14 protein-coding genes are annotated in these 18,598 nt (G+C 59.9%); 4 read left to right on the top strand and 10 right to left on the bottom strand.

Annotated features, from left to right (window positions below; all coding sequences use genetic code 11):
• Nucleotides 1-962 precede the first annotated feature (962 nt).
• Together CKW18_RS11145 and purL are read right to left on the bottom strand one after the other, a co-directional pair.
• The gene (locus CKW18_RS11145) at nt 963-1,274 is read right to left on the bottom strand and encodes a YqfO family protein (protein ID WP_095188841.1); all 312 of its coding nucleotides are present in this window, start codon (nt 1,272-1,274) and stop codon (nt 963-965) included.
• 5 nt (nt 1,275-1,279) lie between these two features.
• Nucleotides 1,280-5,176, bottom strand: coding sequence for a phosphoribosylformylglycinamidine synthase (gene purL / locus CKW18_RS11140; protein WP_095188840.1), 3,897 nt, complete (start codon nt 5,174-5,176; stop codon nt 1,280-1,282).
• Nucleotides 5,177-5,462: 286 nt separating this feature from the next.
• Between purL and mltF the strand changes: the two genes are divergently transcribed.
• Nucleotides 5,463-6,923 carry a membrane-bound lytic murein transglycosylase MltF gene (gene mltF, locus CKW18_RS11135; RefSeq protein ID WP_095188839.1) on the top strand — a complete coding sequence of 487 codons (1,461 nt, stop codon included), beginning with the start codon at nt 5,463-5,465 and terminating at the stop codon, nt 6,921-6,923.
• A gap of 127 nt (nt 6,924-7,050) precedes the next feature.
• Here mltF and pdxJ read toward each other — a convergent pair whose 3' ends face one another.
• From pdxJ to lptF, 8 genes are all read right to left on the bottom strand, one after another.
• Nucleotides 7,051-7,794: a pyridoxine 5'-phosphate synthase gene (gene pdxJ, locus CKW18_RS11125; RefSeq protein ID WP_064382428.1), complete on the bottom strand. Its 744-nt coding sequence runs from the start codon at nt 7,792-7,794 to the stop codon at nt 7,051-7,053.
• A 48-nt stretch (nt 7,795-7,842) separates the two neighbouring features.
• On the bottom strand, nt 7,843-8,532 hold the full coding sequence (gene recO / locus CKW18_RS11120; protein WP_095188838.1) for a DNA repair protein RecO: 690 nt from the start codon (nt 8,530-8,532) through the stop codon (nt 7,843-7,845).
• A 168-nt stretch (nt 8,533-8,700) separates the two neighbouring features.
• Complete coding sequence (era, locus tag CKW18_RS11115) at nt 8,701-9,603, bottom strand: GTPase Era (RefSeq protein ID WP_003221935.1); 903 nt, start codon at nt 9,601-9,603, stop codon at nt 8,701-8,703.
• A complete protein-coding gene (gene rnc, locus CKW18_RS11110; RefSeq protein ID WP_095188837.1) occupies nt 9,596-10,285 on the bottom strand; it encodes a ribonuclease III in 690 nt (229 codons plus the stop codon). Before rnc ends, era begins: the two co-directional genes overlap by 8 nt.
• A gap of 182 nt (nt 10,286-10,467) precedes the next feature.
• Nucleotides 10,468-11,322, bottom strand: coding sequence for a signal peptidase I (lepB, locus tag CKW18_RS11105; RefSeq protein ID WP_095188836.1), 855 nt, complete (start codon nt 11,320-11,322; stop codon nt 10,468-10,470).
• A gap of 5 nt (nt 11,323-11,327) precedes the next feature.
• Nucleotides 11,328-13,127, bottom strand: a complete 1,800-nt coding sequence (lepA, locus tag CKW18_RS11100) for a translation elongation factor 4 (RefSeq protein ID WP_095188835.1) — start codon at nt 13,125-13,127, stop codon at nt 11,328-11,330.
• Between the two features lie 173 nt (nt 13,128-13,300).
• Nucleotides 13,301-14,362 carry an LPS export ABC transporter permease LptG gene (lptG, locus tag CKW18_RS11095; protein WP_095188834.1) on the bottom strand — a complete coding sequence of 354 codons (1,062 nt, stop codon included), beginning with the start codon at nt 14,360-14,362 and terminating at the stop codon, nt 13,301-13,303.
• On the bottom strand, nt 14,355-15,476 hold the full coding sequence (lptF, locus tag CKW18_RS11090) for an LPS export ABC transporter permease LptF (RefSeq protein ID WP_095188833.1): 1,122 nt from the start codon (nt 15,474-15,476) through the stop codon (nt 14,355-14,357). Before lptF ends, lptG begins: the two co-directional genes overlap by 8 nt.
• Before the next feature lie 576 nt (nt 15,477-16,052).
• Here lptF and CKW18_RS11085 point away from each other — a divergent pair.
• Genes CKW18_RS11085 through CKW18_RS11075 form a run of 3 tightly spaced genes read left to right on the top strand, consistent with a single transcriptional unit; the run spans nt 16,053 to nt 18,436 of the window.
• Nucleotides 16,053-17,543, top strand: a complete 1,491-nt coding sequence (locus CKW18_RS11085; RefSeq protein WP_095188832.1) for a leucyl aminopeptidase — start codon at nt 16,053-16,055, stop codon at nt 17,541-17,543.
• A gap of 60 nt (nt 17,544-17,603) precedes the next feature.
• On the top strand, nt 17,604-18,032 hold the full coding sequence (locus CKW18_RS11080; RefSeq protein WP_095188831.1) for a DNA polymerase III subunit chi: 429 nt from the start codon (nt 17,604-17,606) through the stop codon (nt 18,030-18,032).
• Nucleotides 18,033-18,040: 8 nt separating this feature from the next.
• Nucleotides 18,041-18,436, top strand: coding sequence for a DNA polymerase III subunit chi (locus CKW18_RS11075; RefSeq protein ID WP_095188830.1), 396 nt, complete (start codon nt 18,041-18,043; stop codon nt 18,434-18,436).
• The last annotated feature ends 162 nt before the right edge of the window (nt 18,437-18,598 follow it).

The raw sequence follows: 18,598 nt of genomic DNA, 5'->3' as shown, positions 1-18,598 counted from the left end.
GTTTCTCACGCGACGAAGAGGTGGCAGCCATGTGCGGGTAAGAGATCAACCCGGCCGAACCGAAGTCCGTCCGCACACAGCCGCCATAGAACATTGCCGGCAGCAGATGAGCTGGCGGCGATTATGGTGCTACTGACGCTTGATTAAAACCTCTTACCGGATTCTCACACCCGATCACCGATTTGCGGTGACACCCAAAGACTAGAGCCCGGACGTCCGACGGACAACCTGAAAACCTTGTGGGAATCCTCTGTCTTTTCCACACACAACTAAACATGCCGAATTGAAATACACCCCGTGTAGGAGCTGCCGAAGGCTGCGATCTTTTGACTTTGACGTTTCAACATCAAAAGCAAAATCAAAAGATCGCAGCCTTCGGCAGCTCCTACAGGGGATAGCTACAACCTCAGAAACTGGTCAGCTGCCGGGCCGCCATCGCTGGCAAGCCAGCTCCCACAGAAAAGCAAAGCAGCGCCACCTACTCGCTCCTGCTCCTCACCACTCAACAGGATGAGCGTTAGCTCGGCTGCAGCTCTTGATCTTGATCCACACGCCCCGTCGGCAGGCTGAGCGGAGGGATTCATCCGGGGGTGGGAGCGCAGCGACCGTTTGGCGAAGCCAAACACATCGAGAGGAGGTGCAGCGAAGCAAACCGGAGGCGATGCGCCCGGATGAGTCCCGGAACGAAGGTACCCCGAGCCCCAGCGAGCGGGCCGAACGTTGGGGCAAGCGTTTTTTGCTTACTTTTTTAGGCGCTTGTAAAAAAGTGAGTCGCCGTAAGGGCGAAACCGCCAGCCGCAGCACTCGAAGAAATGGATATTCTCTCAATCAGACAGAGCATGGTCGCCTGTCAGGGCGCCATCGCGAGCAGGCTCACTCCTACAGAAAAGCAGATCGCAGGCAACAAAAAACCCGCAGACAATCACTGATCTGCGGGTTTCCTGTTTCAGCAGCAAGGAAGATCAAAAATCTTCCAGCCGCCACACCTCATAAGCCGGCGTCTCGTACGGATGACTGAGCTTCAACGCCGCCACAACAGCAACAATCAACTCATCCGCAACAACAAGCTCAACCTTCCATTCCTCAACCTGCTCGACCTGCCCTGCCTCACCAATAAACGGCTGACTCCCGTCCAAAGGCCGAAACTGACCCAAACCAAGCACCTGCCACGCACAGTGGTTATAGTCACCGATCCGCCCACCACCGGCAGCGAACACAGCCCCTTTGACCACCTCGACATGACTGTCAGGAACAAAAAACGCCAGCTTGTACACAGGCCTTAGTTCACCCAGACGCGAGCGTTACGGAACATACGCATCCAAGGTGCGTCCTCGTTCCAGTCTTCCGAACGCCACGAGTTCTGCACTGCACGGAACACACGCTCCGGGTGCGGCATCATGATCGTCACACGGCCATCACGGCTGGTGAGACCGGTAATCCCGCGCGGCGAACCGTTCGGGTTGGCCGGATAACGCTCGGTGACCTTGCCATGGTTGTCGACGAAACGCATCGCAACACAACCCGACAGATCCGCTTCCAGCAGCGCTTCTTCGCTGGAGAATTCGGCGTGACCTTCACCGTGAGCGATGGCGATCGGCATACGCGAACCGGCCATGCCCTGCAGGAAGATCGAGTTCGACTCCTGAACCTGAACCATCGCCACGCGCGCTTCGAACTGCTCGGAGCGGTTGCGCACGAAGTGCGGCCAGAACTCGCTGCCCGGGATCAGCTCGTGCAGGTTGGACATCATCTGGCAACCGTTGCACACGCCGAGGGTGAAGCTGTCGTTACGTTCGAAGAAGCCCTGGAACGCATCGCGGGCGCGGCTGTTGAACAGTGCCGACTTGGCCCAGCCTTCACCGGCACCCAGTACGTCGCCGTAGGAGAAACCGCCGCACGCCACCAGACCTTTGAACTCGTTCAGGTCGACACGGCCGGCCAGAATGTCGCTCATGTGCACGTCGATCGCGTTGAAACCGGCGCGGTCGAACGCTGCCGCCATTTCCACCTGACCGTTGACGCCCTGCTCACGCAGCACGGCAACCTGTGGGCGAATGCCTTTCTTGATGTAAGGCGCAGAGACGTCCTGGTTGACGTCGTAGCTGAGCTTGACGCTCAGGCCCGGGTTGTCTTCTTCCAGCAGCACGTCGAACTCTTGTTCGGCGCAGTCGGCGTTGTCGCGCAGACGCTGGATCTGGTAGCTGGTCTCAGCCCAGATACGCTGCAGCAAACGACGCTGGCCTTCGAACACAGTGTCACCGTTGAAGGTGATGTTGATCTGGCCGTTGTTGATTGGCTGACCGATCACCGACACGCAATCGCCCAGACCGGCAGCGCTGAACTGCGCGAGGATGTCCGGCGTGGCGTCCTGACGAACCTGGATCACGGCGCCCAGTTCTTCGTTGAACAGGATCGCGGCGATGTCGGCCGACGTTTCAGCCAGACCGTCGAGGTTCAGGCTCAGACCGCAATGACCGGCGAAGGCCATTTCCACCACGGAGGTCAGCAGACCACCGTCGGAACGGTCGTGGTAAGCCAGCAGGTGACCGTCGGCGTTGAGGCCCTGGATCACGGCGAAGAAGGCTTTGAGATCTTCAGCATCATCGACGTCCGGCGCTTGCGAGCCGAGCTTGCCGTGCACCTGAGCGAGGATCGAAGCGCCCATGCGGTTCTGGCCGCGACCGAGGTCGATCAGGATCAGGTCGGTGGTGCCCTTGTCCATGCGCAGTTCCGGAGTCAGGGTCTGACGGATGTCAGCCACTGGCGCGAAACCGGTCACGATCAACGACATCGGCGAGGTCACGGTTTTTTCTTCGCCGTTATCGTTCCAGCGGGTGGCCATGGACATCGAGTCCTTGCCCACCGGAATGGTGATACCCAGCTCAGGGCACAGTTCCATGCCGACCGCTTTCACGGTGTCGTACAGACGCGCGTCTTCACCCGGGTGGCCAGCGGCGGACATCCAGTTCGCCGACAGTTTGATGTCGGAGAGCTTGTTGATGCGCGAAGCGGCAATGTTGGTCAGGGTTTCGCCGATGGCCATGCGGCCCGACGCCGGGGCGTCCAGCAGTGCCAGCGGAGTACGCTCGCCCATCGCCATCGCTTCACCGGTGTAGACGTCGAAACTGGTGGCGGTAACGGCAACGTCAGCCACCGGAACCTGCCATGGGCCGACCATTTGGTCACGGGCCACGAGGCCGGTGACGGTGCGGTCGCCGATGGTGATCAGGAAGCTCTTGCTCGCCACGGCCGGGTGATGCAGAACGCGTTCGATGCTTTCGCTGATGTCGAGGTTCGACGGATCGAAGTCATCGCCCAGCTCGGCTTCACGCACCACCGAACGGTGCATGCGCGGCGCCTTGCCCAGCAACACTTCCAGTGGCATGTCCACCGGGTTGTTGCCGAAGTGGCTATCGGTCACGGTCAGTTGCGGCTCGGCGGTGGCTTCACCAACGACGGCAAACGGGCAACGCTCACGTTCGCAGATCGCCTGGAAGCGCGCGAAGTCTTCAGGGCCGACGGCCAGAACATAACGCTCCTGGGATTCGTTGGACCAGATTTCGTGCGGGGCCATGCCCGGCTCGTCGTTAGGAATGTTGCGCAGTTCGAAACGGCCACCGCGCTCGCCGTCGTTGACCAGTTCCGGGAAGGCGTTGGACAGACCGCCCGCGCCGACGTCGTGGATGAAGCTGATCGGGTTTTTGTCACCCAGTTGCCAGCAACGGTCGATGACTTCCTGGCAGCGACGTTCCATTTCAGGGTTTTCACGCTGAACCGAAGCGAAGTCCAGATCCGCCGAGCTGGTGCCGGTGGCCATGGAGGAAGCCGCGCCGCCGCCCAGACCGATCAACATCGCCGGGCCGCCAAGCACGATCAGCTTGGAGCCAACGACGATTTCGCCTTTCTTGACGTGTTCTTCGCGGATGTTACCCATGCCGCCAGCGAGCATGATCGGCTTGTGGTAACCGCGAACTTCGTCACCGTGCGGGGTGGTGATCGACTGTTCGAAGGTACGGAAGTAACCCGTCAGGGCCGGACGACCGAATTCGTTGTTGAACGCGGCGCCGCCGAGCGGGCCTTCGATCATGATGTCCAGCGCCGTCACGATGCGCTCAGGCTTGCCGTACGGCACTTCCCACGGCTGTTCGAAGCCCGGAATCTGCAAGTTGGACACGGTGAAACCCGTCAGGCCAGCCTTTGGCTTGGCGCCACGGCCGGTTGCACCTTCGTCGCGGATCTCGCCACCGGAACCGGTGGACGCGCCCGGGAACGGCGCAATTGCGGTCGGGTGGTTGTGGGTTTCAACCTTCATCAGGATGTGCACCGGCTCCTGCACCGCGCCGTACTGGCGGGTTTCAGGATTCGGGAAGAAACGGCCGGCAACGTTGCCGACGATCACCGAAGCGTTGTCCTTATAAGCCGACAGAACGCCTTCGCTGTGCATCACGTAGGTGTTCTTGATCATGCCGAACAGGCTTTTTTCCTGGTTCTCACCATCAATATCCCAACTGGCGTTGAAGATCTTGTGACGGCAGTGCTCGGAGTTGGCCTGGGCGAACATCATCAGTTCGATGTCGTGCGGGTTGCGCTTGAGACCGTTGAAGGCGTCGACCAGGTAGTCGATCTCGTCTTCGGCCAAGGCCAGACCCAGCTCGGTGTTGGCTTTTTCCAGCGCGGCGCGACCGCCGCCGAGGATGTCGATCGCCGTCAGCGGCTTCGGCTCGGCGTGGCTGAACAGACCGGCGGCCTGCTCAAGGTTGCCGAGGACGATTTGCGTCATGCGGTCATGCAATACATCAGCAATCTGCTGGGCTTGGGCGTCGCTGAACTGACCGGCCACGTAGAACGCAATACCGCGCTCCAGGCGCTGGATCTTGCTCAGACCGCAGTTGCGGGCGATGTCGCTGGCCTTGCTCGACCATGGCGAGATGGTGCCGAAACGTGGCAACACCAGAAACAGACGGCCGGTCGGCTCTTGTACCGGAACACTTGGACCGTACTTCAGAAGGCGCGCAAGCACCTGCTGTTCGTCGCCGGTCAGGACGCCGGTGACTTCGGCGAAGTGAGCGAATTCAGCATACAGGCCACTGACAGACGGAACCTTCTGGCTCAGTTGCTCAAGGAGTTTGCTGTGGCGAAAGGCAGAAAGGGCAGGAGCGCCGCGCAGGATCAACATCTTCGGGACAGCCTCGGGAAGGGGTGTGCTTTGAGGCCGTGCATTCTAGCCTAAACCGACCTCAACATCACCCGAAACGCTACGCACGGTTGCACTCGGGTGTCGATCTGTGTTTCTGCCTCGAGAGTCAAATTTATGCAGCATCTGAGTGCGGCTTATTTTTTACTGTAACAAAATGCCTTTCGGCCCCATTACTGCGGGGTTTCGGTCGGTTTTGTGATCTCTAGCAGACAACCCCTTAACTGTCGAGATATGGCGCCCGCAGTCCTTTGCGTATACTGCGCAAATGTTTTTCCCAACGGCTTTGCGTCCGCGGTACGCCAAATGGCTGATCGCAACCGGACTCTTCCTGGTGCTCGGTGGCTGTGTTGATAAACCCAACACACTCGAGCGCGTAAAGGAGGATGGCGTGCTGCGGGTGATTACCCGAAACAGCCCCGCCACCTACTTCCAGGATCGCAGCGGTGAAACCGGCTTCGAATACGAGCTGGTGAAGCGCTTTGCCGACGATTTGGGTGTGGAGCTTAAAATCGAGACCGCCGACAACATCGACGATCTCTTCAACCAGATCGGCAAGCCGAACGGCCCGGTGCTGGCTGCCGCAGGACTGGTCAGCAGCGACCAGCGCAAGCAGCAAGTGCGGTTCTCCCACTCCTACCTCGAAGTCACGCCGCAGATCATCTATCGCAACGGCCAGTCGCGGCCGACCGACGCCGGTGATCTGGTCGGCAAGAAGATCATGGTGCTCAAGGGCAGCACCCACGCCGAGCAACTGGCTGAGCTGAAAAAGAAGTATCCCGGCATCGAATACGAGGAATCTGACGCCGTTGAAGTCGTCGATCTGCTGCGTATGGTCGATGAAGGCCAGATTGACCTGACCCTGGTCGATTCCAACGAAGTGGCGATGAATCAGGTGTATTTCACCAATATTCGCGTGGCCTTCGACCTCGGCGATGCGCGCAGCCAGAGCTGGGCGGTGGGCCCGGGCGAAGACAACAGCCTGCTCAACGAGATCAACAGCTATCTGGACAAGGTGCAGAAGAACGGCACCCTGCAACGCCTGAAAGACCGTTATTACGGGCATGTCGACGTCCTCGGCTACATGGGCGCCACCACCTTCGCCCAGCACTTGCAGCAGCGTCTGCCCAAATACGAACAGCACTTCAAGAATTACGCCAAGAAAGAGAAAGTCGACTGGCGTCTGCTCGCCGCCATCGGTTATCAGGAATCGCTGTGGCAACCGACGGTCACCTCGAAAACCGGTGTGCGCGGTTTGATGATGCTGACCCAGAACACCGCGCAGGCAATGGGCGTATCCAATCGCCTCGATCCGAAGCAGAGCATCATGGGCGGCGCCAAGTACCTGGCTTACATGAAAGATCAGCTCGACGACTCAATCAAGGAACCGGACCGCACCTGGTTTGCTCTGGCCGCGTATAACGTCGGCAGCGGCCATCTGGACGACGCGCGCAAACTGACCGCCAAGGAAGGGTTGAACCCGGACAAGTGGCTGGACGTGAAGAAAATCCTGCCGCGCCTGTCGCAGAAGCAGTGGTACAGCAAGACCCGCTACGGCTACGCCCGGGGCGGTGAGCCGGTGCATTTTGTGGCGAACATTCGTCGCTACTACGACATTCTCACCTGGGTGACCCAGCCGCAGCTCGAGGGCGATCAGGTGGCCGAGGGCAACCTGCATGTTCCGGCCATCGACAAGTCGAAACCCGCGCAGGAACCTGCTCCGCTTTAAAAAACACCTCAAAAAAAATGTGGGAGCGAGCCTGCTCGCGAAGGCGTCGTGTCAGTCGACATCATCTTTGACTGATACACCGCTTTCGCGAGCAGGCTCGCTCCCACAGGTGGGGCTGTGTTGCCGCTTAGTGTTTTGCAGCTGCCAGAATCAGCGCTTTCATCTCGGACACAGCGGACTTGAAGCCCACGAACAACGCATGCGCCACCAGCGCATGGCCAATGTTCAGTTCGTTGATGCCTTTGATCGCGGCCACTGCCTCAACGTTGTGGTAGTGCAGGCCATGGCCGGCATTGACGATCAGGCCCTGGGCCAGACCAAACGCAACACCATCCGCCACGCGCTTCAATTCTTCGGCAACTTCAGTCGGTGTTTCGGCGTCGGCATAACGCCCGGTGTGCAGTTCGATGGCCGGCGCACCGACGCGCTTCGAAGCGGCAATCTGGCGCTCATCGGCGTCGATGAACAGCGACACTTCGCTGCCGATCTTCGACAGACGCTCAACCGCAGCCCTGATCCGTTCCTCCTGCCCCGCTACGTCCAGACCGCCCTCAGTGGTCAGCTCCTGACGGGTTTCCGGAACCAGGCAGATGTGCGCCGGCCGGATGCGCTCGGCGAACGCCATCATTTCTTCGGTGACGCCCATTTCGAAGTTCATGCGGGTTTGCAGCACATCCTTGAGCAACAGCACGTCGCGCTCCTGAATGTGTCGGCGGTCTTCACGCAGGTGCACGGTGATGCCGTCGGCGCCCGCCTCTTCCGCGTCCAGCGCCGCCTTGACCGGATCCGGGTAGCGCGTGCCACGGGCCTGACGCAGGGTGGCGACGTGGTCGATGTTCACGCCAAGAAGAATGCGATTGCTGGTGGTCACGGGTGCGCGCTCCTGAAGGAAAAGATTCGGCGCACAGCATACGTGAGATCAGGGCTTGCGAAACAGCTCGCGACTGACAAGAGGACGACCGCCCAAATGAACCGCCAATGCCTGACGCATCAAGCGCTTGGCGGCGGACAGTGCGCCGGGCGCGGTCCAGTCGGCTTCGGACATGGCCAGTAATTCGGCGCCATTGAACAGGCCGGGTTGCAGCAGGTAGACACGCTCAAGCCCGGCATCGACTTGCAGCCGATAGAGGCCGTCCGGCGCGACAGGTTCGCCGTGAATATCGCTGTTCATGGAAAAGCCGTAGCCGAGATCATCCAGCAGGCGCCATTCGAACGAGCGCAACAGCGGCTCCAGCGCACGGCCTTCAGCCAGGGCCAGCAAGGTCGCAGCGTAATGATCAAACACCGCCGGATGCGGGTCTTCGGCGGGCAGCAAGCGGATCAGTAACTCATTGAGGTAGAGGCCACTGAACAGGGCCTCGCCAACCATCCAGGTCGCGTTGCCGGCACTTTCCATGCGCCCGACATTCTTCAGCTCGCCCTTGCCACGAAACTCTACTTCCAGCGGTACGAACGGTCGCGCCAGCGTCCCGGCCTTGCCCCGCGCACTGCGCAACACCGCCCGCAGCCGACCTTGCGGCGTTAGGAAATCGACCAACGCGCTGGTTTCGCGGTAGGCGCGAGAATGCAGAACGTAGGCGGGCTGGGCGGGAGGTGGGGTTTGCGACATTGAGTTCTCGATGAAGAAACGCAGCTTTGTAAACAACCCAAAACCAAATGTGGGAGCGGGCTTGCTCGCGAATGCGGTGTAACAGTCAACATCAATGCTGAATGCTACACCGCATTCGCGAGCAAGCCCGCTCCCACAGGGGGTTCTGGTGTACTGGAAAACCGGTATTTACAAGTCGCCGTAACCCAGCGAACGCAGTGCGCGCTCGTCGTCGGACCAGCCGCCCTTCACCTTGACCCACAGGTTGAGCATGATCTTGGAGTCGAACAGCAGCTCCATGTCCTTGCGCGCTTCGGTACCGATGCGCTTGATGCGCTCGCCCTTGTCGCCAATGATGATTTTCTTCTGCCCGTCACGCTCGACGAGGATCAGCGCGTGGATGTGCAGGGTTTTGCCCTGCTGCTTGAACTCTTCGATTTCGACGGTGATCTGGTACGGCAGCTCGGCGCCCATCTGACGCATGATTTTCTCACGCACCAGTTCGGCGGCGAGGAAACGGCTGCTGCGGTCGGTGATCTGGTCTTCCGGGAAGAAGTGATCGTTTTCCGGCAGGTGATCGGCAATCACCTTTTCCAGCGCATCAAGGTTGTGACCGTGCTGAGCGGAGATAGGGATGATCTGCGCGTTCGGTAGCTGTTCCTGCAACCAGCTCAGGTGCGGCATCAGCTCGGCTTTGTCTTCGATGCGGTCGGTCTTGTTCAGCGCGACGATCAGCGGGCCGGTCACGTACTGCACGCGCTCCAGGACCATCTGGTCTTCTTCAGTCCACTTGGTGCGATCGACCACGAAGATCACCACGTCGACGTCTTTCAACGCCGCCGAAGCGGTCTTGTTCATGTAACGGTTGAGCGCTTTTTCGCCACCTTTGTGCATGCCGGGGGTGTCGACGTAGATCGCCTGCACGTCACCTTCAGTCTTGATCCCGAGCATGTTGTGACGGGTGGTCTGCGGCTTGCGCGAGGTGATCGCCAGCTTCTGGCCGAGGATGTGGTTCAGCAGCGTGGACTTGCCCACGTTGGGACGGCCGACGATGGCAACGTAGCCACAGCGAGTTGCGTTTGTATCAGTCATTGCCATTCTCCACGCCTAGGGCAATCAGTGCTGCGGCGGCCGCTACCTGTTCGGCAATACGACGACTCACACCTTGACCTCGGCTTTTTTCATTCAGTAAGACAACTTCGCACTCGACGAAGAAGGTTCGGCAGTGCGGCTCACCCTGGATGTCCACGACCTCGTAACGAGGCAGTTCGCAACCGCGCGATTGCAGGTGTTCCTGCAGGCGGGTCTTGGGATCCTTGTTGGTGTCGACCAGCGTCAGGCCTTCGAACTCGCCGGTCAGCCAGGCCAGTACGCGCTCGCGGGCGACGTCCATGCCGGCGTCAAGGTAGATCGCACCGATCAACGCTTCGAGGGCATCGGCCAGAATCGATTCGCGACGGAAACCGCCGCTTTTCAATTCACCGGAACCCAGACGCAGGTAATCACCCAGGTCAAAACCGCGCGCCAGTACAGCCAGCGTCTCACCTTTCACCAGACGTGCGCGCAAACGCGACAACTGGCCTTCGCGGGCCAGCGGGAAGCGATCGAACAGCGCCTCGCCAGCGACGAAGTTGAGGATGGCATCGCCGAGGAATTCCAGGCGTTCATTGTTGCGCCCGGCAAAACTGCGGTGCGTGAGGGCCAGGAGCATCAGCTCCTGATCCTTGAAGGTGTAACCGAGCTGTCGCTCGAGACGGCTTAATGAGGCGCTCACGGTTTACCCACGCTGATATCAAAGCTGGATTCCACCGCCATCGCCGGGATACGGCGCAGGCCTGGGACAATTAACGCTGTGTTCAAAAATTACGTCCTGAATATCGTGGCTTCATGCCCTGAAGTCGATTGTAGCGACTCCAGAAATGCATTCGGCGCTGTGGTCAACAGCGCCGTGTGTGATTACTTGATCAGGCCAACCCGCGAAAAATTCGGCAGGTGACTGAGTTTCGGTTCCGGCCAGCTCATCCAGACCGCGAAGGCCTTGCCGACGATATTCCGGTCGGGAACCATGCCCAGCAGATCCTTGGGAATGTTCGGGTCATCCCAGTAGCGACTGTCGTTCGAGTTGTCGCGGTTGTCGCCCATCATGAAGTAGTGCCCGGCCGGCACGGTCCACGAATGGTCCGGGGTGGCGCGGTAGCGGCTCATTTCCTTGCGGATCAGGTGCTCGGCAGCGCCGAGTTTTTCCTTGTAGAGCTCTGCGCTGCCCAGCGTGCCCGGCTCGGAGCCGACCAGTTGCTCGGCAATCGACTCACCATTGACGAACAGACGCTTGTCAGCGGTATAACGAATGGTGTCGCCCGGCAGGCCAACGACACGCTTGATGTAGTTGACGTTCGGGTCGCTCGGGTAGCGGAACACCATCACATCGCCGCGCTGCGGATCACCGACTTCGATGATTTTCTTGTCGATCACCGGCAGGCGGATCCCGTAAGAAAACTTGTTCACCAGAATGAAGTCGCCGACGTCCAGGGTCGGTTTCATCGAGCCGGACGGAATCTGGAACGGCTCCACCAGGAACGAACGCAGCACCAGTACGATGAACAACACCGGGAAGAACGACTTGCCGTATTCGACCAGCAGCGGCTCTTTGTTCAGCTTCTCGACCACCACGACGTCGGGCTGGCTGACACTGCCTTGATAAGAGGCAATGGCGGCACGCCGACGCGGTGCAAGAATCAACAGATCGAGCAACGCCAACAGGCCGCAGACGAACACGGCGATGACCAGCAACAGCGGGAAATTTAGTGACATAGGACCTAACTATCCAACCTGAGCACTGCAAGGAAGGCTTCTTGTGGAATTTCCACGTTGCCGACCTGCTTCATGCGTTTTTTACCGGCCTTTTGCTTCTCGAGCAGTTTCTTCTTACGGCTGACGTCACCGCCGTAGCATTTGGCCAATACGTTCTTTCTGAGCGCCTTGACGGTTGTCCGTGCGACGATCTGACCGCCAATGGCGGCCTGGATGGCCACGTCGAACATCTGACGAGGAATCAGTTCTTTCATCTTCTCGGTCAATTGGCGACCTTTGAAGTGCGAGTTGTCACGGTGCACGATCAACGCCAGGGCATCGACCTTGTCGCCGTTGATCAGCACGTCCAGTTTCACCAGATTAGCCGATTGGTAACGATCGAAATGGTAGTCCAGCGAAGCATAGCCGCGGCTGGTGGATTTCAGGCGGTCGAAGAAGTCCAGGACCACTTCGTTCATCGGCAGGTCATAAGTGACTTGCACCTGATTGCCGAGGAACAGCATGTCGACTTGAACGCCACGCTTCTCGATGCACAGGGTGATGACGTTACCCAGGTGTTCTTGCGGCACGAGGATATTGGCGCGCACGATTGGCTCGCGCATGTCTTCGACGGCCGACACATCCGGAAGCTTGGACGGGTTGTCGACGTAAATCGTTTCACCGGTTTTCAGCACCAGTTCGAAGATTACGGTCGGCGCCGTGGTGATCAGGTCCAGGTCGTATTCGCGCTCGAGACGCTCCTGGATGATTTCCATGTGCAGCATGCCGAGGAAGCCGCAACGGAAGCCGAAGCCCAGCGCGTCGGAGCTTTCCGGGGTGTACTGCAGCGACGAGTCGTTCAGGGTCAGCTTCTGCAGCGCTTCGCGAAAATCTTCGAAGTCGTCGGAGCTGACCGGGAACAGGCCGGCGTAAACCTGTGGCTGAATGCGCTTGAAGCCCGGCAGTACCGGAACATCCGGGGTCGAGCTCAGGGTCAGGGTGTCACCGACCGGCGCACCGTGAATGTCCTTGATGCTGGCAATGATGAAGCCCACTTCGCCGGCCTTGAGGTCAGCGGTGGCGGTGTGTTTCGGGTTGAATACACCGACGCTGTCGACCAGGTGGATCTTGCCGGTGGACTTGACCAGGATCTTGTCGCCCTTCTTAACGCGGCCATGACGCACGCGCACCAGGGAGACAACGCCCAGGTAGTTATCGAACCAGGAGTCGATGATCAACGCTTGCAGCGGATCTTCGATGTTGCCGGTTGGCGCAGGAATGGTCGTTACCAGACGCTCGAGCACCTCGTCGACACCCAGGCCGGTCTTGGCGCTGCAGGTGACGGCGTCAGTGGCGTCGATACCGATGATCTTCTCGATTTCGTCTTTGACGCGATCAGGATCAGCCTGTGGCAGGTCGATCTTGTTCAGCACCGGCATGACCTCAAGGCCCTGCTCGATCGCGGTGTAGCAGTTGGCCACGGACTGGGCTTCTACGCCCTGACCGGCATCGACCACCAGCAAGGCACCTTCACACGCGGCCAGGGAACGGCTGACTTCGTAGGTGAAGTCGACGTGCCCCGGGGTGTCAATGAAGTTCAGCTGGTAGGTGACGCCATCTTTGGCTTTGTAATAGAGGGTAACGCTGTGGGCCTTGATGGTGATCCCGCGTTCACGCTCCAGATCCATGGAATCCAGTACCTGGGCTTCCATTTCACGCTCGGCCAGGCCGCCGCACATCTGGATGAAGCGATCGGCCAGCGTCGACTTGCCATGGTCAATGTGGGCGATGATGGAGAAATTGCGGATATGACTCAAATCACTCACGGATCAACACTCAAAAAGGCTGCAGGCATGGCCCGCCGAAAAATAGCCGGGAATTGTACCTGATACACGGCGCAAGCGTCACGTTCGCCTGTCACCCGGATTGCATGCAAAAACGCCCCGATCTGTTGATCGAGGCGTTTTCAGGGTTCAAGCGCAGGATGAAAGCTTGTTCATCACCCGGCTCGTCGCAGCAGCCAGACACCCGCCAGCGCACACACACCGGCCGGTACCAGCACCGCAAACAGTGGCGAGAAACCGAACACCAGACTCGACGGGCCGAGCAAATCCTGGACGATGCGGAAGGTGAAGCCCACCAGCACGCCGGTGAATACCCGCTGACCGAGGGTCACCGAACGCAGCGGACCGAAGATGAAGGAAATCGCCATCAGCACCAATGCTGCGGTCACCAACGGCTGCAACACCTTGACCCAAAATGCCAGCCAGTAACGGCCGTTGCTCAGGCCCTGCTCCGACAGATAGTGGATGTAGCCCCACAGCCCGCTGATCGACAGTGATTCCGGCGCCATGACCACGGTGCTGAGCAGTTGCGGGCTCAACGCCACATCCCACTGCTCGCTCGGGGCATTGACGACTTCAGTGCTGCGCTCATGGAAGAGCGTGGTGGCAACGTCGGTGAGCTGCCAGTTAGTGCCGTCGAACTCGGCCTTCTTGGCAAAACTCGAACTCAGCAGATGGCGTTCCTTGTCGAAGTGATAGCGGGTCACGCCATACAACAGACCGTTGGGTTGAACGGCGTTGATGTGGATGAACTCCTCACCCTGACGGTGCCACATACCGTGCTTGGCGCTTTGCGCGTCGCCGCTGCCCTGAGCCAGAGAGCGATTGGCCTGAGCCATGCTTTCGGTGGCCGGGGCGACGTATTCGCCAATCAAAACGCCGGCCAGCATCAGCACCAGCATCGGCTTCATCACCGCCCAGACGATCCGGCCGATCGACACGCCAGCGGCGCGCATGACGGTCAGTTCGCTGCTGCTGGCCAGACTGCCGAGGCCGATCAGGCAGCCAATCAACGCGGCCATCGGCAACATTTCGTAGAGCCGGCGCGGCGCGGTCAGCAGAACAAAACTCAGCACGTCGACCAATGTGTAGGTTTCGCTGACGTCACCCATCTCATCGATAAAGGCAAACAGGGTCGCCAGACCGAGAATGATTGCCAGCACGGCGATGATCGCCATGAACACGCTGCTGCCGATGTAGCGGTCGAGTTTAACCACGGGCCACCTCCAGCGTTGCAGCGCGACGGCTGGCCATCTTCAGGCGCAGCGGCTCCCAGTACAACAGGCCGAGGCCAATGACCAGGAAGATCGCATGCACCCACCATAAGCCGAGCGCCGGTGGAATCTTGCCTTTTTCAAGGGCGCCGCGGGCGGCAATCAGGATGGTCAGGTAAGCCATATAAAGAAGAATCGCCGGCAGCAGCTTGAGGAAACGCCCTTGACGTGGGTTGACTCGCGACAGCGGCACCGCCATCAGGGTCACGATAAATACCAGCAACGGCAGGGACAGGCGCCATTGCAGTTCGGTCTTGGAGCGGATGTCGTCACTGCCCAGCAGAGACGACGTCGGCATGGCGTCACGGTCGGTGACTTCCTCGCTGACGTCCGGCTTGGGCAGCAATACGCCATAGTTTTCGTAATGAATGGCGCGGTAATCGGCCTGGCCCGGGCTGCCGTCGTAGCGGTAGCCGTTGTCGAGGATCAGGTAGCGATTGCCATCGGGGCGGACTTCCTGACGGCCCTTTTCGGCCACCAGCACGGAAATCCCACGGTCTTTCTGATCGGCGCCGAGGTTCTTCTGCGAGATGAACACGCCGCCCAGATTGACGCGATCGTCGCTCAGGGTTTCGGTGTATGTCACCCGGGTTCCGTCACGCAGGGCCTGGAAGCGACCCGGCTCGAGGGTGTCGAATTCGGTCAGGGCGTCCTGCTTGTTCAGCAGCAACTGGAACTGATTGGCGCCTTGCGGGGCCAGGCCCAGGCTCAACCAGGCCACGACCAGTGCCACCAGCGTTGCCGGAAACAGGGTCATGCGAAACAGCTTCTGCTGACTCATGCCCGTGGCCGAAAGCACGGTCATTTCGCTTTCCAGGTACAGGCGACCGTAGGCCAGCAGGATCCCGAGGAACAGGCCCAGCGGCAGGATCAGTTGCATGAAACCCGGCAGGCGATAGCCCATGATCAGGAACAGCGAGCCCGGGTCGAGCTGACCGGCAGCGGCCTGAGCGAGGTATTTGATGAAGCGACCGCTCATGATGATGACCAGCAGCACGGCACTCACGGCACTGAGGGTCAACAGGACTTCGCGGGACAGATAACGGAAGACGATCAAACCAGACACTCCAGGGTTGTCAGGCTAAGGCGGCCAAACAAGCAAACACATCGACCGGCCCGCAACGCAGAGCCGTCGAAAAAAGATGCGGCATTATCCTGTGATTGAGGGCGCCTGTCACTGCGCACACTCATCCATCTCGGTAATCCGTTGCAGATCGTACAACCTAGGGGGCGTTCTCAATTAGTTTTCACACCGCGCCGGGTCTGCTGTTGTGCAGGGCAAGGCGCGAGAAGCGTGGTTTGGTCATTCCAAATAAGCTTCGAGCAACGCAGCCCTGCACAACAGCAGGCCCGGCCCTTCGGGTTGTGCCTTAAAGCCGGCCAGTCTGCGTTGCAGGCCTTGGAAAGGGAGCAACCATTTCCAGCGGCCTGCGCCTTGCCTGGCTGGCTTTAAGGCGACAACGCGGTGTGGAAACTAATTGAGAACGCCCCCTAGGGTTGTCAGGCGCGGGGAGCGAGGTTCAAACTGCGGCCCTTGTCGCAGGCTTTGGCCTGCGCCTCTTCTATCTATAAGCAGGCGACTGCGGACACCGTCGAACGCCTGCGTGTTGACCATTCATTCAGGGATCCGGACATGGAACTGGTTGTAAAAAGCGTTAGCCCAGAAACGTTGAAAACCGCCACCCTGGTGGTTGCCGTCGGCGAAGGCCGCAAACTCGGTGTCGCCGCCAAACAGGTCGACGAGCTGAGCGGTGGCGCGATCAGCGCCGTACTCAAGCGTGGCGATCTGGCTGGCAAGGTCGGTCAAAGCCTGCTGCTGCACAGCCTGCCAAACCTCAAAGCCGAGCGCGTGCTGCTGGTCGGCGTGGGCAAGGATGAAGAACTGGGCGACCGCCCGTTCCGCAAAATCGTTGCCGGCATCCTCAACACCCTCAAAGGCCTGGGCGGCAGCGACGCCGTGCTGGCGCTGGATGAAGTCATCGTCAAAGGCCGCGACAGCTACGGCAAGACCCGCTTGCTGGCAGAAACCCTGGTGGACGGCGAATACACCTTCGACCAGTTCAAGAGCCAGAAAGCCGAACCGCGCGCCCTGAAGAAAATCACCCTGCTGACCATCAAGGCTGCACAAGCCGAAGTGCAGCGCGCCGTGAATCACGCTACCGCGATTGCCAATGGCATGGCGTTCACCCGTGATCTGGGCAACCTGCCGCCGAACATCTGCCACCCGACCTTCCTTGGCGAGCAAGCCAAGAATCTGGGCAAAGAGTTCAAGGATCTGAAAGTCGAAGTGCTCGACGAGAAGAAGATCAAATCGCTGGGCATGGGCTCGTTCTATGCCGTCGGCCAGGGCAGCGAACAGCCGCCCCGCCTGATCGTCATGCAGTACAACGGTGGCAAGAAATCCGAGAAGCCGTACGCGCTGGTTGGTAAAGGCATCACCTTCGACACTGGTGGTATCAGCCTGAAACCGGGCGCCGGCATGGACGAAATGAAGTACGACATGGGCGGCGCTGCCAGCGTGTTCGGCACCCTGCGTGCCGTGCTTGAGCTGAAACTGCCGATCAACCTGGTGTGCATCCTTGCTTGTGCGGAAAACATGCCGAGCGGCAATGCGACCCGTCCGGGCGACATCGTCACCACCATGAGCGGCCAGACCGTGGAAATCCTCAACACCGACGCCGAAGGCCGTCTGGTGCTGTGCGACGCCCTGACGTACTCCGAGCGCTTCAAGCCGCAAGCGGTGATCGACATCGCCACCCTGACCGGCGCTTGCGTCGTTGCCTTGGGCGCCCACACCTCGGGCCTGCTGGGCAACAACGACGAGTTGATCAATCAACTGCTCAGCGCCGGCAAGGTTGCCGACGACCGCGCATGGCAACTGCCGTTGTTCGATGAGTACCAGGAGCAACTGGACAGCCCGTTCGCTGACATCGCCAACATCGGCGGGCCGAAGGCCGGCACTATCACCGCCGCATGCTTCCTGTCGCGCTTTACCAAGAACCTCAACTGGGCGCACCTGGACATCGCGGGCACCGCATGGACCAGCGGCGGCAAGGACAAGGGCGCCACCGGCCGTCCGGTGCCACTGCTGACCCAATACCTGCTGGATCGCGCCAAAGCCTGAAACCGATGACTGCGGGCGGCGCTTCTTTTTTGCAGCGCCGCTTTCAGCTCAGGAACCGCAATGACCAAAGTCGACTTTTATATCCTGCCCAGCGCCGATCCCTCGGCACGCCTGGACTTTGCCTGCAAGCTCACCGAGAAAGCCTGGCGCATGGGCCACCGCATCTACCTGCATTGCAGCGATGCCGCCCAGCGCGAAGATCTCGATGCGCGGCTGTGGGCGTTCAAGGGCGAAAGCTTCGTGCCCCACGGCCCGGCCGACAGCGAACCGGAAGGTTTGATTGTGTTGGGGTTGGGCGATGACTGCGGCGAGCATCAGGATTTGCTGGTCAATCTCGACCTGAAAGTCCCGGCCTTCGCCAACAAATTCACCCGTGTGGCGGAAGTGGTGGTCGAAGATCCGACGATTCGCGCGGCTGCGCGGGAGAGTTTCCGTTTCTACCGCGAACAGGGCTATCCTCTGCAAGATCACCGTTTACAGCGACTCTGAGCATTCCAATGGACACTCCGAAACCGCAGCAAAAGTCCGCACACCTGTTGGACGATCTCGAATCGATCCGCCAGTTGCTCGGCGATGACAACCTGCAACCGCCCCTGCTGACCGACACGGTCGATGACGGTGAACAGGAACAGATTCCGATGTTGTTCGAGGCAATCGGCTCCGAGCCAGCCGCCGTCGAACCACCACCGGCTCCCGCCCCGGCACCTGCAGCGCAACCTGCAGCGACCGTCGACAAAGGCCCGGATGCCCTGCTGCACCTGGACAGCGAACTGCGCGCCGCCGCGCAATTGATCATGCAAGACGTGATCGACGACTTCGCGCCGCACATCGAGACCGAAATCAAACGCCGCCTCGATGCGCGGATGGAACGGTTGCTCAGCCAGTACGAATAACCCCCCCGATCCCTGTAGGAGCTGCCGCAGGCTGCGATCTTTTGACTTTGGTTTTAAAAAAACAGAATCAAAAGATCGCAGCCTTCGGCAGCTCCTACAGAAAGCTTGCGTCCACCCGCCCCTCCCCCGCTCGCCCTCGGCCCCATGCCCCGCTATACTTCC

It is taken from the genome of Pseudomonas sp. Irchel 3E19, assembly GCF_900187585.1.
Lineage (GTDB): Bacteria > Pseudomonadota > Gammaproteobacteria > Pseudomonadales > Pseudomonadaceae > Aquipseudomonas > Aquipseudomonas baetica.
Note: the sequence above shows the minus strand (reverse complement) of the source record. Positions and strands in the feature narration are given on the sequence as shown.

What these genes read in the sequence shown, in the direction of transcription:
- purL (WP_095188840.1), bottom strand. Translation starts at nt 5,176, where the DNA reads ATGTTGATCCTGCGCGGCGCTCCTGCCCTTTCTGCCTTTCGCCACAGC.
- mltF (WP_095188839.1), top strand. Translation starts at nt 5,463, where the DNA reads ATGTTTTTCCCAACGGCTTTGCGTCCGCGGTACGCCAAATGGCTGATC.
- recO (WP_095188838.1), bottom strand. Translation starts at nt 8,532, where the DNA reads ATGTCGCAAACCCCACCTCCCGCCCAGCCCGCCTACGTTCTGCATTCT.
- era (WP_003221935.1), bottom strand. Translation starts at nt 9,603, where the DNA reads ATGACTGATACAAACGCAACTCGCTGTGGCTACGTTGCCATCGTCGGC.
- lepB (WP_095188836.1), bottom strand. Translation starts at nt 11,322, where the DNA reads ATGTCACTAAATTTCCCGCTGTTGCTGGTCATCGCCGTGTTCGTCTGC.
- CKW18_RS11085 (WP_095188832.1), top strand. Translation starts at nt 16,053, where the DNA reads ATGGAACTGGTTGTAAAAAGCGTTAGCCCAGAAACGTTGAAAACCGCC.
- CKW18_RS11080 (WP_095188831.1), top strand. Translation starts at nt 17,604, where the DNA reads ATGACCAAAGTCGACTTTTATATCCTGCCCAGCGCCGATCCCTCGGCA.
- CKW18_RS11075 (WP_095188830.1), top strand. Translation starts at nt 18,041, where the DNA reads ATGGACACTCCGAAACCGCAGCAAAAGTCCGCACACCTGTTGGACGAT.